The sequence below is a fragment of the Bacteroidales bacterium genome, from assembly GCA_021157585.1.
GTDB lineage: Bacteria > Bacteroidota > Bacteroidia > Bacteroidales > UBA12170 > UBA12170.
This window is the reverse complement of the sequence record JAGGWH010000167.1, coordinates 1-16354: the sequence shown is the minus strand read 5'-3', so window position 1 is coordinate 16354 and position 16354 is coordinate 1. Positions and strand designations below refer to the sequence as shown.

15 protein-coding genes are annotated in these 16354 nt (G+C 34.8%); 12 read left to right on the top strand and 3 right to left on the bottom strand.

Annotated elements, in window-relative coordinates:
• The first annotated feature begins 110 nt into the window (after window positions 1–110).
• The 4 genes from J7K39_11795 to J7K39_11780 all read left to right on the top strand — a co-directional run bounded on the left by J7K39_11795 (window position 111) and on the right by J7K39_11780 (window position 6442).
• Entirely contained in the window at window positions 111–389 is a 279-nt protein-coding gene (locus J7K39_11795) for a GIY-YIG nuclease family protein (GenBank protein ID MCD6180575.1), read from the top strand.
• A 443-nt stretch (window positions 390–832) separates the two neighbouring features.
• Window positions 833–4042, top strand: a complete 3210-nt coding sequence (locus J7K39_11790; GenBank protein ID MCD6180574.1) for a SusC/RagA family TonB-linked outer membrane protein — start codon at window positions 833–835, stop codon at window positions 4040–4042.
• Window positions 4043–4066: 24 nt separating this feature from the next.
• On the top strand, window positions 4067–5455 hold the full coding sequence (locus J7K39_11785; GenBank protein MCD6180573.1) for a SusD/RagB family nutrient-binding outer membrane lipoprotein: 1389 nt from the start codon (window positions 4067–4069) through the stop codon (window positions 5453–5455).
• Between the two features lie 27 nt (window positions 5456–5482).
• A complete protein-coding gene (locus J7K39_11780; GenBank protein MCD6180572.1) occupies window positions 5483–6442 on the top strand; it encodes a DUF1735 domain-containing protein in 960 nt (319 codons plus the stop codon).
• A 187-nt stretch (window positions 6443–6629) separates the two neighbouring features.
• Here the strand turns inward: J7K39_11780 and J7K39_11775 are convergent, their stop codons facing one another.
• Window positions 6630–7646 (bottom strand): ketoacyl-ACP synthase III, encoded by a 1017-nt coding sequence (locus J7K39_11775; protein ID MCD6180571.1) that lies wholly within the window; start codon window positions 7644–7646, stop codon window positions 6630–6632.
• Window positions 7647–7789: 143 nt separating this feature from the next.
• Window positions 7790–8371, bottom strand: a complete 582-nt coding sequence (locus J7K39_11770; protein ID MCD6180570.1) for a thymidine kinase — start codon at window positions 8369–8371, stop codon at window positions 7790–7792.
• Window positions 8372–8544: 173 nt separating this feature from the next.
• On the opposite strand from J7K39_11770, the gene J7K39_11765 reads away from it, so the two are divergent.
• The 5 genes from J7K39_11765 to J7K39_11745 all read left to right on the top strand — a co-directional run bounded on the left by J7K39_11765 (window position 8545) and on the right by J7K39_11745 (window position 12744).
• On the top strand, window positions 8545–9354 hold the full coding sequence (locus J7K39_11765; protein ID MCD6180569.1) for a hypothetical protein: 810 nt from the start codon (window positions 8545–8547) through the stop codon (window positions 9352–9354).
• A 128-nt stretch (window positions 9355–9482) separates the two neighbouring features.
• Window positions 9483–10058, top strand: a complete 576-nt coding sequence (locus J7K39_11760; GenBank protein ID MCD6180568.1) for a hypothetical protein — start codon at window positions 9483–9485, stop codon at window positions 10056–10058.
• Window positions 10059–10168: 110 nt separating this feature from the next.
• Window positions 10169–10900 carry an ABC transporter ATP-binding protein gene (locus J7K39_11755; GenBank protein ID MCD6180567.1) on the top strand — a complete coding sequence of 244 codons (732 nt, stop codon included), beginning with the start codon at window positions 10169–10171 and terminating at the stop codon, window positions 10898–10900.
• Between the two features lie 59 nt (window positions 10901–10959).
• Complete coding sequence (locus J7K39_11750; protein ID MCD6180566.1) at window positions 10960–11805, top strand: alpha/beta hydrolase; 846 nt, start codon at window positions 10960–10962, stop codon at window positions 11803–11805.
• 3 nt (window positions 11806–11808) lie between these two features.
• Entirely contained in the window at window positions 11809–12744 is a 936-nt protein-coding gene (locus J7K39_11745; protein ID MCD6180565.1) for a metallophosphoesterase family protein, read from the top strand.
• Here the strand turns inward: J7K39_11745 and rsmI are convergent.
• A complete protein-coding gene (gene rsmI / locus J7K39_11740; protein MCD6180564.1) occupies window positions 12741–13415 on the bottom strand; it encodes a 16S rRNA (cytidine(1402)-2'-O)-methyltransferase in 675 nt (224 codons plus the stop codon). The genes J7K39_11745 and rsmI overlap by 4 nt on opposite strands.
• Before the next feature lie 476 nt (window positions 13416–13891).
• Between rsmI and J7K39_11735 the strand changes: the two genes are divergently transcribed.
• From J7K39_11735 to J7K39_11725, 3 genes are all read left to right on the top strand, one after another.
• Window positions 13892–15049, top strand: a complete 1158-nt coding sequence (locus tag J7K39_11735; GenBank protein ID MCD6180563.1) for a methionine aminotransferase — start codon at window positions 13892–13894, stop codon at window positions 15047–15049.
• Window positions 15037–15831, top strand: coding sequence for an amidohydrolase (locus J7K39_11730; protein ID MCD6180562.1), 795 nt, complete (start codon window positions 15037–15039; stop codon window positions 15829–15831). The genes J7K39_11735 and J7K39_11730 overlap by 13 nt, the downstream gene beginning before the upstream one ends.
• A 54-nt stretch (window positions 15832–15885) precedes the next feature.
• The coding region (locus J7K39_11725; GenBank protein MCD6180561.1) for an ATP phosphoribosyltransferase regulatory subunit at window positions 15886–16354 on the top strand (469 nt) is incomplete at its 3' end.

The window sequence follows — 16354 nt, the reverse complement described above, 5'->3', positions numbered from 1 at the left end:
TTTCTAGTGTCCTCACAACTCTGATGAATCGCAGATTCAAGAGTTGAGGGATTCGATTCCGATATTCTCCACCAACTATAAGGAACTCCACAAGGGTTCCTTTTTTTGTTATGCAATATTTTGTTTACATATTAAAATCTGACTTAGATGGGCGTTTTTATTACGGTCAAACGCAAGACTTGAGTAAGCGCTTGGAATGCCACAACAAAGGTTACTCAGGCTATACAAAGAAGTTTCGCCCTTGGATTTTATTTGCTAGTAAAGAAGTTGAAAGCAGAAGTGAAGCGATAAAACTAGAAAGAAAGCTCAAGAATTTGCATTCTACAAAGCGTCTATATCAATTTATTAAGACACAGCATTTTCAAAAGCTCATCGGCACCGAAAAATAGGAATCGGAAGATTCCGTAATTTTTCTAGTGTCCACGTGGCTATAATGGATCGCAGATTCGAGAGCCACGGGATTCGATTCCGATATTCTCCACCAACTATAAGGAACTCCACAAGGGTTCCTTTTTATATATAGAGAGAAGCATAAATTTCAAAAAATAAGCTTAAATTATAGACCATTTCTTATTTTACTAAAAACAGTATAATATCACTTTTTAAGCCCGCTTTTGCGTTATTACTTAATAATTAAAAATATTTTATTTGTTAATAGATGTTAAGATTTAAAAGTTTTTTTATCTTTGATTGTTCTAAAGCGGTCGTAAATAAATAAAAGTGTTCGTTTTTGAACAAGTTATGAATAAAATGAGCTGGTTAAATAAGTAGAAATCAGCATTTTTATTATATGGGAATTTTTAATTTTATTACTAATCAAATTTTTGAAATTATGAGAAAATTGACAATTTGGCTAATGGGCTTGTTTTTTATTACAAGTCTAAATCTAGCTAATGCACAAACTTCTGTTTCAGGTACTGTTACCAGTGCTGACGATGGAAGTACTCTTCCCGGAGTATCAGTGGTTATTGAAGGTACTAGCCTTGGAACAACTACTGATATGGACGGTAAATTCGTTTTGTCTGTTCCAGATGGTACTACAGCTCTTATCTTCTCTTTTGTGGGTATGGAAAAGCAAACTGTTCCATTTACCGGCCAAAGCATAATAAACGTTGTTTTACAACCATCTGCTTTAGCACTTGATGAAGTGGTGGTTACAGCAATCGGTATTTCTAGAGAGAAAAAAGAGTTGGGCTATAATGTTCAGACAGTAAACGCCGATGTAATTGCCAGTAAGCCAAATGCTGATGTTGTGAACAGTTTAGCAGGTAGAACTTCTGGTGTTCAAATTACTAGTTCTGCCGGTGATGCCGGAGCTTCTACACGTATTGTAATTCGTGGTGCTGCTTCTATTACAGGTAATAATGAACCTTTGTTTGTTGTTAATGGTATGCCTATCATGTCTGGCGGTGGTGCCGGTGGTGTAGATGGTGTTACTACTTCCAGTCGTTCTATCGACTTAAACCCTGAAGATATTGAGTCTATCACCGTTCTTAAAGGTGGTGCTGCAACTGCTCTTTATGGAGTTCGTGCTGCTAACGGTGCTTTGGTTATTACAACAAAATCCGGTAGAAAATTGGATGCTAGAAAAATAGAATTCAATACTTCTGTTGGTTTTGATGTTGTTTCTCAATTACCAGAACGTCAAACAACTTATTCTCAAGGTAGTCAAGGAAATTGGATAGGTGGATATTCCCAATCATGGGGTGCTCCTATCGCCGATCTTGAATATGATGGTGATACTGATTACAAATGGGATCCATACGGTAGATTAGTTCCTAAAGGAACAGGAAATGGTATGCCTGCTCAATATTATGATCCGTTTGAATTCTTTCAAACAGGAATTTCTACAAACAATAGTTTAAGTGTTTCTAATGGAAATGAAAAAGGAAGTTATTACTTTTCTTTATCTAATTTAGAGCAAGATGGTATTATTCCAAATAACCATTTTGGAAGAACAACCTTACGTTTAAATGCAACAACTAAATTACATGAAAAAGTAACTTTAGGAACAGACTTTGCATATACAAATTCTGTAGCTCATCAAATCCAAAAAGGATCTAACGTTTCAGGTATTATGTTGGGTTTATTAAGAACTGCAACAACTTTTGATAATAGTGCCGGATATCAATTTCCTGATGGAACACAACGTAACTATCGTAATGGTGGTGGTTATGATAATCCATATTGGACTGCTAATAATATTGCTTTTGATGAAAATATTAACCGTTTTACGGGTAATGGAAGCTTAAATGTTCGTTTTAACGATATGTTTAGTTTATCATATACTGCTGGTGTTGACTGGTACAATAGAAGATACATTGATCGCTTTGATATTTATTCAAGAGGAGCTCCTTCTGGTTATTTAGGAGAATACATGAATTATTCTGGAATATTTAACTCTGACCTTTTATTGAATTTCCAAAAGGATATTAATGAGAATTTAAATATAAAAGTAACCCTTGGAAATAACTTCTATTCTTCATATAGCCGTTATTTATTTGGTGATGCTGATGGATTAGAAATTCCTGAATTCTATCAATTATCTAATACTTCAACAAATACCACTAGTGCAGGTATGTCTAATTATCGTACTATGGCTGTTTTTGCAGATGTACATATAGCTTATATGAATATGATTTATTTAGGTATTACAGGACGTAACGATTGGTCAACAACTATGCCTGAAGATAATTTATCTGCTTTTTATCCTTCTGTAAGTTTAGGTTTTGTTTTTACAGAACTTGAAGCACTTAAAGGAAACGATATTCTATCCTATGGTAAATTAAGAGCTTCTGCAGCTCGTACAGCAAATATTGCAGGTGCTTATAATACATCTAATTATTTCTATTCTGCAGGAACAGGTGATGGATGGACCGGTGGTGTTGGTTTCCCTTATATGGGTAATGCTGGTTTTGCTCTTGGCTCAGGATTAGGTAATCCAGATCTAAAACATGAAACTATGGATTCTTGGGAAGTTGGTATGGATGCTCGTTTATTCAATAATAGAATAGGAATAGATGTTTCATATTTTGACAACTTAAATAAAGATCTTTTAATGAGTGTTCCAATTGCTGCTTCAACAGGATTTACATCTATGTTTATGAATGCTGCTACTATGGAATCTAAAGGTATTGAACTTAGCCTGGATGCTACTGTTGCTAAAACAGGAAGTTTCAAATGGGATGTAATAGCAAACTTTACAAAAATGACTAATACAGTTATTGAATTGGCTGAAGGCGTTGATAACCTTTTCTTAGGTGGTTTCACCGTACCTCAAGTACGTGCAGTTGCCGGTTCTTCTTATGGAAGTATTTTTGGAAACGATTGGTATAGAGATGCTAATGGAAATATCCTGATTAATGACGATCCAACGGATAATTTCCGCGATGGATATCCTTGGACAGACACTCGTTCTATGGTACCTATTGGAAACACTCTTCCTGATTGGACTGCTAACATTACTAATACATTTACTTATAAAGATGTTAGTTTAAGTTTTATGTGGGATATCAAAAAAGGTGGTATGCTATACAATGGTACAGGATTTGCAATGAATTATTTTGGAGTAAGTGCTGCAACAGAAAATCGTGAAGTATATTATACTCCCGAAGGAACTATAGATTTTGATTTAACTCCTGCTGAAAATATTGTAGTTTTTGATGGTGTTTATGGTCATTTAGATGAAGATGGTAATCCTGTTGGATCAGGTACTACTAACGTTACTCCTGTTGTTTTAGACCAAAAATGGTTTACAGGAAATGGTAGTAATTTTGGTGGAGGTCCATCTATTGCTGCTATGCAAGAAGCTGACTGGTTAAGATTAAGAGATATTACTTTAAGTTATAATCTTCCTGTTAAGAATATATTTATTAAAAAGGCTCAACTCTACTTTACAGGTAAGAATTTGTTACTCTTTACCCCTTATGCTGGCATAGATCCTGAAACTAACCTTCAGGGTGCAAGTAATGGTCAAGGTATGGATTACTTCAATAACCCAGGTGCAAAAACTTATATGTTTGGTTTAAGAGTAACCTTTTAATTAACCTTAAAAAATTAATACATTATGAAAAAATACATATATAATATTTTTAAAGGAGTAGGATTAGCTTTTGTTTTTGTCCTAGTTCTATCCTCTTGTGATAAGTGGATCGACACAGAGATTAACATTGATCCTGATGCTCCTGCAGATGTGCCAATGAAATTGATGTTGCCAGCTATAGAACAAGCCATGGGCTATAATATGACAGGTAATGATATTGTTCGTGTTACCAATATGTGGACACAGCATTTCGATGGTGTTGTACGTCAATCTTACACTCAGGCAAAATATACATTACTGCCTTCCGGAGTTAATAATCTTTGGAATTCAATGTATACTGAAATATTTATGAATTCAAAAGTGCTTATTGCTAAAGCAGAGGGTACAGATGGAGATGCTGCTTCTCCTCATTTTGCCGGTGTTGCTCAAGTAATTACCGCAACAACTTTAGGTATTGCAACCGATGTTTTTGGAGATATGCCTTTTAGTGAAGGCTTTAGTGGTGATGAAAATATACTAACTCCAGCTTTTGATTCTCAAGAAACTATTTATGCTACTATTAACTCAACACTCGACCAAGCTATTGCAAATCTTAGTTCAGCAACTAATGCTATTGCTGTTTCCGGAGATGTAATTTATGGTGGTGATGTTGACAAATGGAAAAAAGCTGCTTATTCAATTAAAGCTCGTCATGCTTTACAATTGTCAGCTGTAAATGGAAATGCTGCTTATACCGCTGCTCTTGAAGCTGCTGCTAATGGATTTACTTCAAATGATGATGATTATGAAGTGCCTTGGAATGCAGATAATAAAAATCCTATTTGGCAATTTATGGACGAACGTACGGACATCCGTATGGGTGCTACATTTGTTGATATGTTAAAAGCTGATGATGATCCACGTTTACCTTTCTTCGTTGCTGAATATGAAGGTGATTATGTAGGTAGTGTAATTGGTTCGGAAGTTGAGAATTGCTCTTGGCCAGGATCTTATATTGCTGCTTTAGATGCTCCATCTGTTTTAATGTCTTATGCTGAGCTTAAATTTATTGAAGCTGAAGCTAATCTTATGTTAGGAAATACTGCTGCTGCTCAAGATGCTTATGAAGCTGCCGTATCAGCTTCTGTACTTAAAGTTACAGGTGAAGCTAATGCGGCTTGGTTAGCGGGAAATATTTTAGGCGTTCCGGTAACTCTTGATATGATTATGACTCAAAAGTATATAGCTACATTTGGTACTAATCAACCTTATGCAGATTATAGAAGAACCGGATTGCCTGTTCTTACTCCTAATCCTGTTGGTGTGCTTCCAAATATTCCTACCCGCTTCCCATATGCTCAAGACGAAATTACTTATAATGGAGCAAATGTTCCTTCAGTAATTATTAGTGATAAATTATGGTGGGACCAATAAATTGTTAATCATTAAAACAAGAAAATTATGAAAAATATATTTAAATTGTTGTTTGTTTTTATTGCCACAGGCGTTTTACTTACGTCATGCGACAAAGAAACATTCTTTGAGTCTAACCCTAGTGCTCCTGATGCTAACGCAACCTATTATTTGCAATTTGTAAATGCGTCTCAGACAATGGAAACCGGTGTTACAGTAGATGGTGATTTAATTGAAATCGAGACCACTATAGCTGTTGCTTTAATGGGAGCGCCACAAAATGCAGATATTACTGTTGATTTGACTGTAGATGCTTCTAATACAATAGACGCTAGTATGTATACTATGTCGGCTAATAGTATTACTATTCCTGCAGGGAAAACCTCAGGTTCGGTTACATTTAGTACAATAGCAGCTAATATGCCTGTTGGTGAAACTCTAAAATTAGTATTGAATATGGATGCAGGAACACATAATAGTCCAAATCCTGCCGGTACTCAAATTAATTATAACCTAAAACGTATTGAGTTTTGTCCTCTTGAAAATGGTGCTGCTGACTTAGTAGGTACTTGGACAGGTACTGATGCTTGGTACGGAACTGGATTTACCGCTACATTAAATGATGATGGTGTAAGCCTTGATGTTTATGGTTTAGCCTTTGACTTTATGGCAAACTGGTGGGGAGAACCCATTGTAGCCGATGGTACTGCTAAAGTAAATATCGCCGGTAATGGTTTATTAACTATTCCTAGACAGTATATATTTACTACCGTTTGGGATGGTGATAATTATCAGTATGAAATTGAAGGAAGTGGTAAATGGACAAATTGTGGTGATAGTCCAACTATGATCATTATTTATGATATTTATTATCCTGGTGATGAAAAAGGATTAGGTGCAACCTATTCTCCTGCTTATCTTCCAACTCCTTATTTTACTGCTGATGTTGTACTTAGCGGAAAGAAAAGAGTTACTCAAGTGGTTGAACTACCAAAAGTTAAGAGATAATAGTTCTTAATTTATTAAATTTCAAAAGAGACTGGCTATTTTAGCCGGTCTCTTTTTTTATAAGTAGGGTATTGTGCTATTCTAAACAGAAGTCCGCAATGCAAAGAAGTCCACATTCAGAAAAATGCAGACTTGTATTTTATAAGTTGAATAGGATTTAGATAATATTTACAGTTTTAAGCAAGGTTTACGATATCTTTTTTACTTTATCACCGTCGTATGCCCATTTTATATAAATAGCTCCCCAGGTGAAGCCGCCACCAAAAGCAGAAAGGATAATATTATCTCCCTTTTTTAATTGGCTTTCCCAGTCGTGTAAACATAATGGAATAGTGGCATCGGTAGTATTTCCGTATTTCTGAATATTTATCATTACCTGCTCTTTTCTAATTCCCATCCGGCGAGCAGTAGCATCAATAATACGTAAATTGGCCTGATGAGGAACTAACCAAGCTAATTCCTCGGGTTTAATATTATGTTTATTCATCATATCAGCAGATACATCCGCCATACGCGAAACGGCAAATTTGAATACCGATTGTCCTTCTTGAAAAATAAAATGTTCGCGATTAGCAACTGTTTCTTGTGTTGGAGGATAAGCAGAGCCACCGGCTTTTTGATATAAAAAATCTTTACCCGAACCATCGGTATGCAAGTCGGCATCAATAATTCCAATATCCTCTGTTGTTGGCTCTAACATAACAGCACCACCGGCATCACCAAATAAAATACAGTTTTTACGATCGGTATAATCAACTATCGACGACATTTTATCGGCTCCAACTACTATAACTTTTTTATATTGTCCGGATTCAACATACATACGAGCTGTTTGAAGAGCAAACAAAAAGCCGGAACATGCTGCATTACTGTCAAAAGCAAAAGCGTTAATACAGCCTGTGTTATAGGCTATAATATTACTGGTGGCAGGAAATAACATATCCGGTGTTACAGTGGCGCAAATAATAAGATCTACTTCTTCTGCCTTAGTATTTGTTTTCTTTAAAAGACCGAGTACGGCTTCAGTACCCAATATTGAAGTTCCTTTTCCTTCGCCTTTTAAAATGTGTCTTTCTTTTATTCCTGTACGAGATTGTATCCATTCGTCGTTGGTATCCACCATGGTGGAAAGTTCTTCATTTGTTAAAATATAGTCGGGAACGTAAGCGTGAATTCCAGTTAAAGCAGCATTTATTTTAGACATAATTTCCATTGAATTTATGGCGGCGAATTTGCGGCTTTTTTAACTAAGGACAAAATTTTTTAACTATATTTTAGAAGTTTCTAAAAAAAAGTTCGAAAAATAAATAAAAAAGTTCGAAAAAATAATGGTGTTTAGTCGAAAGATTATTCGACGGCTTTTATTTTATTATAGCAAGAGCGACAAAGAGGCTCGTAGCTTTCGGTTTCACCCAAAACAACCAAATCATCACCTTTAATAGTCCGATGTGAATACTGAGCAAGATTACCGCAGCGCATACAAATAGCATGAACTTTTGTTACGTATTCGGCAGTAGCAAGAAGGTGTGGAATTGGACCAAATGGAACGCCTTTAAAATCCATATCTAAACCGGCAACTATTACACGAATTCCTCTATCGGCTAATTGGTTGCAAACAGAAACAAGCTGATTATCAAAAAATTGTGCCTCATCAATCCCAACAACAGAAACATCATTAGCTAATAATAATATTTGTTCGGCACTTTCAACCGGCGAACTTTGAATACTATTTTCGTTATGCGAAACAACATCTTCATCATCATAACGCGTATCAATTGCAGGTTTAAAAATTTCAACTTTTTGTTTAGCAATTTTTGCCCTATTAAGTCGGCGGATTAATTCTTCAGTTTTACCCGAAAACATAGAGCCGCAGATTACTTCTACCCAACCTTTTCTAGGCTGGTGGTTGTCAGTGATTTCTAAAAACATTTATTAACAAATAATTTTTAACAAAAATATAAGAGGCAATAAAAGATGCCTTTTTTTCTTTCTATATTTAAACTGCTGTTTAGGCTATTGTTTATTAAAGCAAAAGTAAGGAAGTTCGCAAAGAATCCAACAAAAGAATAACAAATAAAATTGAGGTATAAATTAAGCTGACGATGAAACTAGATACTGCTTTAGAAGAAATGGAAATTGTTTTAAATGAACTTAATGAACAAATTGAAACAATAAAAGAAAATGAGGTTAGAGTACCTCAAATTGAAATTGATATTATTAAAGCAACAATACGGCGACTTTACGAAAGCGTTGATCATTTAAATAAGCAGAGATATTTTGAGGATGTTGAAACTGTTAAAGAAAGCAATACGGAAGTATCTGATGTTGAGCCGAAAAAAGAAACAGCATCAATAGTAGAGGAAGTTATATTAGAAAAACCTCAAGAAAAAAACGAAAAGGAAGCTGTTGAAGAAACGCCATCTTCTAATGAAATTGTTGATTATGAGAAAATTACAGATGATTTGTTGGAAGAAATAAACGCTTTAGAAGAAGATGTTGTTAATGAATTTGAAGAATCAGATTTGGAAGATAAAAAAGAAGCTAAAGAAGTAGAAAAATCAAACCCTAGCCTATTACTTCAATTTGAGGATGAAATTTTTTCCGTAAATGAATCTATTGCTCAAAAAAACACAGATAAAAGTTTAGTAAATAAGTTAAGCAATACACGTATTGAGAATCTGAAATCGGCTATTGGTATTAACGACAAATTCTATTTTATAAATGAACTTTTTAGTGGAAATTCACAAGTCTACGAAGATGTAATCTATGCCCTAAATAATTTTAAACGCTTTGAGGAGGCCATGCAATACATAAGTACTATAAAGCACAAATATGATTGGAATACCGAGTCGGAGGCTTATCAAAAACTCATTCATTTTTTAGAGCGTAAATTTGTAGAAATACATGCCTAAAAGAAAAAAATATTATTATTATAGAAGAGGATGCTATGTGGTAATCCTCTTTTTTTAATACTATCTTTTAAGGTAATTTTGCAGACGTCTTAGATTAAAAATATACTTATCTAAATTAATTGAATAGAATGTCTTGGTTTAAAATAAAAGAAAAAATAAAATTTTATTGGCAAGCAAAAAATGCTCACGGACTACACTCTCCATTTGTATTTAACTTTTATATTTCAGTTAAGGCGATAATTAAACGAGTTGATTTTATTTTAAAGAATCCAAATGGATTTAGTAAAAAAGAGAATCGAATTATTTTAGCAATATTACAATATTTAAAACCCGCCAATACGCTTATACTGTCGGATGAGAAGGAAGTTGTGAATGCTTGGAATACTATTTTATATGATAAAAGTAATCTTTTCTTTGCTCAAGATACAAATACAATACCTTTAAAACCAATAACTTTCGATTTGATTATTTTATCTAAATCGCTAATAGATAATCAAAAAACATTAATCAATAAATTGCTCCCATTAATTAATAACGAAAGTTTTGTAATCATTCCGCATATATATGCGTCCAAGACTGCGATTAGTAAATGGGAAAGTCTGCTTGAAGAAAAACAAATAAGTGTTAGTATGGATTTATTTTTTATCGGAATACTTTTTTTTAGAAAGGAATCCAGCAAACAGGATTTTCAATTGCGATTTTAATATTATACCAATTATGTTTCCAATTGATTGATAAGTTTGATACATTTTTGGTATTATGTATATTTTAAAGAATTATGCCTATTTTTGAACCCCTTACAAACACCATAATTATGCAAGAAAAAGTTATATCTATTAAAGATATTGCAAAACACTATCAAGTTGGTACGCAGTTAGTAAAAGCAATTCGCAGTATTAGTGTCGATATTTATAAAAACGAATATGTAGCATTAATGGGACCTTCCGGTTCGGGAAAATCCACTTTAATGAATATTTTAGGTTGTTTGGATACACCTACTCACGGCGAATATTTTTTAGCCGGTCAGGATGTTAGCAAAATGCTGGATAATGAATTAGCCGAAATCCGTAATCGCGAAATAGGATTTGTTTTCCAAACCTTTAATTTACTCCCTCGTTCTACAGCTTTGGAGAATGTAATGCTTCCCCTGATTTATGCAGGATATTCAAAAAAAGAGCGAGTAAAAATGGCGACAAAAACCTTAGGTCATGTGCATTTATCCGATCGTATGGATCACCGTCCAAACGAATTGTCAGGTGGTCAGCGCCAAAGAGTGGCTATTGCCAGAGCCTTGGTAAACAAACCTTCTATTATTCTTGCCGATGAGCCTACAGGTAATCTTGATTCAAAAACGTCTGTAGAAATTATGGGTCTTTTTGAAGAAATTCATGCCGAAGGAAATACGGTAATTATTGTTACTCACGAAGAGGATATTGCTAAATATTGTCATAGAATTATTCGTTTAATTGATGGTAAAGTTTCCAGCGATATGCCAAACCCTAATATTGTTCGCTTTAATAAAGAAGCAGAAATGGTAACTTCATAAGTCTTTTTAGGATTATACTTTGATTCGGTTTTATAGCTTTGCTTCTTAAATTTGATTCCATGTTATTTTTCTACATTTTTTTATTTTTAATCGTTATTTCAGCTTTGCTTTTATTTCTGATGGTTAGGGGATTTAAAAACCCTGATAATCCTCACAATAAAATCCCAAACGATTTAGGCTTAAAAATACAAGAGGTAACTTTTCCTTCTATAAAAGGAGAAAATATCTTTGCTTGGAAAACAATTTCAAATCCCGATTTTCCAATCTTAATTTTGGTTCACGGATGGGGAAAAAATATAGAAAGAATGTCTCCTTATCTGCGCAAATTATGCTGTCGAGGTTTCAATATGTTAGCTTTTGATGCAAGAGGACATGGAAATAGTCATAATGATGGACCTATGACAATGTTAAAGTTTGCTGAAGATATCGAATCTGCAATTGCTTACATATTAAGTGACGAAGAACAAAAAAACAAAGAGATATCACTAATAGGTTTATCTATTGGAGGAGCAGCTTCTATTTTAGCTGCCAGTCGTAATGATAGTATTAAAAAAGTAGTAACCGTTGGTGGTTTTGCTCATCCGTTAGCCGTAATGCGTAAGCAAATATCTGATAGACACATTCCATATTATCCTTTAATATGGTTATTTTTTAAACTTGTTAAGTGGCGTACAAAACTTGATTTTGATAGTATTGCACCGGTAAATAATATTGCAAAAGCAAAAGCAGATTTCTTATTGATTCATGGAACTAAAGATAAAGTTGTACCTTTGGAACAAGGACATAAATTAAAAAAAGCACAACCAAAAGCTGAGCTTTGGGAAATCCCCGGACGAGGTCATTCCAATTGCCATTTAGAAAAAGGATATTGGGATAAGATTGGCAGCTTTTTGATAGAAAAATAAATAATGTATTATCCGTTAAGCGAAAAAGAAAAAAATCAAAGACAGGTGTGGGCTGTTACCCGATCGGTTTTAGAAATGGATAATTTTAAGTATAAAAGACATGGCCAAAAAAGCAAAAGTCATTGGAATTTATTTACTCGAATTTTAAGCTTGTTTGTCCTAAGCTTGAAAATCTTTGGACTTTATCGCAGGGGTTTAGAGAATGTTTTCAAAATAAAAATCATTAAACATCGTATAGTTTTTCCTAATCTTCCTTCTGCTTTTGATGGTTTTAAAGTGCTTCATTTATCCGATTTACATATCGATAGCGTTAAAGGTTTAGATGATGCTATTATTGAACGTATTAAAAAAGTAGATTTTGATCTTTGCGTACTTACTGGTGATTATCGTCAGGCAAGTAGCGGTGTTTTTACTCATATTTTAAAGTCCATTAAGAATATTTCAGAGCATATTCAGGCCGAATTTGATCCTTTGGCTATTTTGGGCAATCACGATACCTATTTAATGGCAAACTATGAAGAAGAAAGCAGAATGCGCTTGTTAATTAATGAAACAGTAGAATTAAAAAGAGGGAGCGATAAAATAATTATCAGCGGTACTGATGATCCATTTTCTTATTATACCGACGCTAGTTTAATGGCTTTTACTCCCGAAGAAGGCTTTAAAATTGCTTTAGTTCATACTTCTGAATTGGCAGATATTGCTGCCGAAAATGACTATGATTTGTATTTGTGTGGGCATACGCATGGCGGACAAATTTGTCTTCCGGGTGGGAAAGCCTTAATTTCTCATCAATCAGAAGGTAGTGCTTTTATTAAGGGATTTTGGGAAAAGGGTAAAATGAAAGGTTATACATCTTCCGGCTGTGGTGTTTCCGGCATACCGCTTCGCTATAATTGTCCTCCGGAAATTACGGTTTTTGAATTGGTAAAAGGTTAATTTTGTTTTCCTGCTATTACCAATACTATTTCACCTTTTACGGTTTTTTTCTCGAAATGCTGGTGCAATTCCACCAATGTTCCCCTGACGGTTTCTTCGTACATTTTTGTTAGCTCTCTAGACACGCTGGCTTGACGATCTTCTCCAAAAAACTCAGCAAATTGCTTCAAGCTTTTAACCAAGCGATGTGGCGATTCATAATAAACCGTTGTAAATGGATTTTCTGCCAAAGCAATCAATCGTGTTTGCCGTCCTTTTTTATGTGGTAAAAATCCTTCAAAATGAAAACGATCATTAGGCAAACCGGAGTTCACCAAAGCAGGAACAAAAGCAGTTGGACCGGGGAGGCAATCCACTTCAATATTATTTTTAATGCATTCGCGAACCAATAAAAATCCAGGATCAGAAATAGCGGGAGTCCCTGCATCACTAATCAAAGCCATTGTTTCTCCCGAAAGTATTCTATCGACAAGATAATCCACCGTTTTATGCTCGTTATGAATATGGTAGGAGCTTAGTTTCTTTGAAATTTCTAAGTGTTTTAGCAGCTTTCCACTAGTGCGTGTATCTTCTGCCAATATCAAATCCACTTCTTTTAAAACCCGTATAGCCCGAAGTGTAATATCTTCGAGGTTGCCAATAGGTGTGGGGACTAAATAAAGTTTCGACATCGGTTGAGTATTTTTACAAAGGTAGAGTTTCTTTTTAATTCTTGAGACATTGGTTTTGTTTCAAAATAAATAAGTCGAACTGATTCCGAGCAGAGCCGAGGAATCGTCTAAACAATATTGATTTCATAAAACATATAAATTTACAGGGTAAATGCAAAAGCTATTCAATTAATCCTTTTTCTCTGCGTCTTCGCACCTTTGCGTGATATTTTTTCTCGCTAAGTCGCCAAGCCGCTAAGTTTATTAATTTAAAAACCTAAGCTTAATTAATTGTAAACATCTGAATATTAATATTTTATGTTGCTTGTGGGTGTTTTTTTATTCTTACATCTAAACCAGATGCCTTTATCTGTTAAATTCTGTAATGATATTTGTTCTATTTATGTATTTTTGAATGCTATTAATTCTTGAAAACTTGATGTGTTTGGTTTTTTAGGGTTTAGTTTTGATGTAAATTTTCACGTAAAAGAACGCTGATGAATAAGTTTAATGGCAATATAATTTCAAAATTACCTGGGATAGAAACGTCTATTTTTGCTGTCATGTCAGGCTTGGCTAATCAACATAAAGCGATAAATTTATCACAGGGTTTTCCTGATTTTCCTGTTTCAGAAAAGCTAATTTCTTCAATTCATCAGAAGATGAAAGCGGGATTAAATCAATATGCTCCAATGCCTGGCGTTGCTGTTTTTCGTGAGCAAATTGCTGCTAAAGCACATAAAACCTATGGAATAGAATACAATGTCGATAGTGAAGTTACGGTTACAGCAGGTGCTACACAAGCTTTATTTACAGCTATTGCTGCATTTATTCGCGAAGAAGACGAAGTGATTATTTTTGAGCCCGCTTACGATTCTTACGGTCCTGCTGTTCGTTTAAATGGTGGGGTAGTTAAATACGCCCAGCTTCGTTTGCCCGATTACCATATCGATTGGCAAGAGGTGGCACGGATGATAACCCATCGTACCAAAATGATAGTTATCAATACACCTCATAATCCAAGTGGAAGCGTTTTGAGTAATGAAGATATGCTTAATTTGCAAAGAATTACAAAAAATACAGATATCATTATTTTGAGTGATGAGGTGTATGAGCATATTATTTTCGATAAGAAAAAACACGAAAGCGTATGTGCCTATCCTGAACTTGCTGAAAGAAGTATTGTGGTTGGTAGTTTTGGAAAAACTTTTCACGCCACAGGTTGGAAAATGGGCTTTGTTTTGGCTCCGGATAATCTGATGAAAGAGTTTAGAAAAGCACATCAATTTAATGTTTTTGCCGTAAATACACCTATTCAGCACGCTTTAGCAGATTATATGACTGACCCTGAAAATTATTTGCATTTGGGCGAATTCTACCAGCAAAAGCGTGATTACTTTGTTGAAAGAGTGAAGGAATCTCGATTTAAAATTATTCCCTCTTACGGAACCTACTTTCAATTGCTCGATTATTCTGCAATTTCTGATGAAAAAGAGATGGATTTTGCCACGCGATTAATAACTGAATTTGGCTTGGCCAGTATTCCCGTTTCAGCTTTTTATCAGAAAAAAGAGGACAATAAAATATTGCGTTTTTGTTTTGCGAAAAGCCAAGAAACCCTTGATAAAGCAGCGGAGATATTATGCAAGATTTAAAAGTGAGTATTATCCAATCCGATTTGGTTTGGAAAGATGTAGCCGCCAATTTAGCAAGTTTTGCTTACGATATTAATCAAATTAATGAGGCTGTTGATTTGATTGTTTTGCCTGAGATGTTCAATACGGGCTTTGTTGTAGAGCCAGAAGATGTTGCCGAAACTATGTCGGGCAAAAGCATGCGGTGGATGCAAAAACAAGCCTATGAAAAGCAAGCCGTAATCTGCGGAAGCCTGATCATTAAAGAAAAAAATAAATTTTATAACCGTTTGCTTTGGGTAAATCCTAATGGTAGCTTTCAGCAATACGATAAGCGCCATTTATTCAGTATGGGTGGCGAGCACCAAAAATTTACGGGCGGAACAAAAAGTCTGATAGTAAATTTGAAAGGATGGAAAATAAAACCCTTGGTTTGTTATGATTTACGCTTCCCTGTTTGGGCGAAAAACAATTATTTTGATGGCAAATATGATTTTGATTTGTTGATTTATATCGCCAACTGGCCTGCCTCTCGCCGCGATCCTTGGATGAGTTTATTAAAAGCTCGCGCCATCGAAAATCAAGCTTATGTAATTGGTGTTAATCGTATTGGCGAAGACGGGAATGGCTTAGCTCATGCTGGTGATTCCAATATCTACGATGCCAAAGGAAAGAAGCTGATTAAACATGCATCAAATACCGAATACACAGAAACGCTTTCTCTTTCAAAGAAAACCTTAAACGATTTTCGTGAGAAATTTACGGTAGGTTTAGATTGGGATAGATTTTCAATAGAAAAATAGCCTCTACCACAAGTATTTTCTTTCTATCTTTGTGCACGTAAAAATTAACTCATTATGGCTGTTCAAAAACCTTCTATACCTAAAGGAACCCGCGACTTTTCTCCAGCAGAAATGCTGAAAAGAAACTATATTTTCGATACGATTAAGAAGCATTTTATCCGTTTTGGTTATCAGCCTATAGAAACTCCGGCAATGGAAAACCTTTCTACTTTGATGGGAAAGTACGGGGAAGAAGGGGATAAGCTTTTGTTTAAAATTTTGAATTCAGGCGACTTTCTTAGCAAGACTTCTAACGAGGAATTGGTACAAAAGAATAGCCAAAAGTTAACCGCTAAAATTAGTGAAAAAGGATTGCGTTACGATTTAACGGTACCTTTTGCTCGCTTTGTGGTGCAGCATCAAAATGAAATTAGCTTTCCTTTTAAGCGTTATCAAATTCAGCCTGTTTGGCGTGCCGACAGACCACAAAAAGGGCGTTATCGCGAGTTTTTTCAATGCGATGCCGATGTGATTGGTAATAATG

Excerpts from the sequence above, each read along its gene's own strand:
- J7K39_11795 (MCD6180575.1), top strand. The coding sequence starts at position 111 with ATGCAATATTTTGTTTACATATTAAAATCTGACTTAGATGGGCGTTTT.
- J7K39_11790 (MCD6180574.1), top strand. The coding sequence starts at position 833 with ATGAGAAAATTGACAATTTGGCTAATGGGCTTGTTTTTTATTACAAGT.
- J7K39_11785 (MCD6180573.1), top strand. The coding sequence starts at position 4,067 with ATGAAAAAATACATATATAATATTTTTAAAGGAGTAGGATTAGCTTTT.
- J7K39_11780 (MCD6180572.1), top strand. The coding sequence starts at position 5,483 with ATGAAAAATATATTTAAATTGTTGTTTGTTTTTATTGCCACAGGCGTT.
- J7K39_11775 (MCD6180571.1), bottom strand. The coding sequence starts at position 7,646 with ATGTCTAAAATAAATGCTGCTTTAACTGGAATTCACGCTTACGTTCCC.
- J7K39_11770 (MCD6180570.1), bottom strand. The coding sequence starts at position 8,371 with ATGTTTTTAGAAATCACTGACAACCACCAGCCTAGAAAAGGTTGGGTA.
- J7K39_11765 (MCD6180569.1), top strand. The coding sequence starts at position 8,545 with ATGAAACTAGATACTGCTTTAGAAGAAATGGAAATTGTTTTAAATGAA.
- J7K39_11760 (MCD6180568.1), top strand. The coding sequence starts at position 9,483 with ATGTCTTGGTTTAAAATAAAAGAAAAAATAAAATTTTATTGGCAAGCA.
- J7K39_11755 (MCD6180567.1), top strand. The coding sequence starts at position 10,169 with ATGCAAGAAAAAGTTATATCTATTAAAGATATTGCAAAACACTATCAA.
- J7K39_11750 (MCD6180566.1), top strand. The coding sequence starts at position 10,960 with ATGTTATTTTTCTACATTTTTTTATTTTTAATCGTTATTTCAGCTTTG.
- J7K39_11745 (MCD6180565.1), top strand. The coding sequence starts at position 11,809 with ATGTATTATCCGTTAAGCGAAAAAGAAAAAAATCAAAGACAGGTGTGG.
- rsmI (MCD6180564.1), bottom strand. The coding sequence starts at position 13,415 with ATGTCGAAACTTTATTTAGTCCCCACACCTATTGGCAACCTCGAAGAT.
- J7K39_11735 (MCD6180563.1), top strand. The coding sequence starts at position 13,892 with ATGAATAAGTTTAATGGCAATATAATTTCAAAATTACCTGGGATAGAA.
- J7K39_11730 (MCD6180562.1), top strand. The coding sequence starts at position 15,037 with ATGCAAGATTTAAAAGTGAGTATTATCCAATCCGATTTGGTTTGGAAA.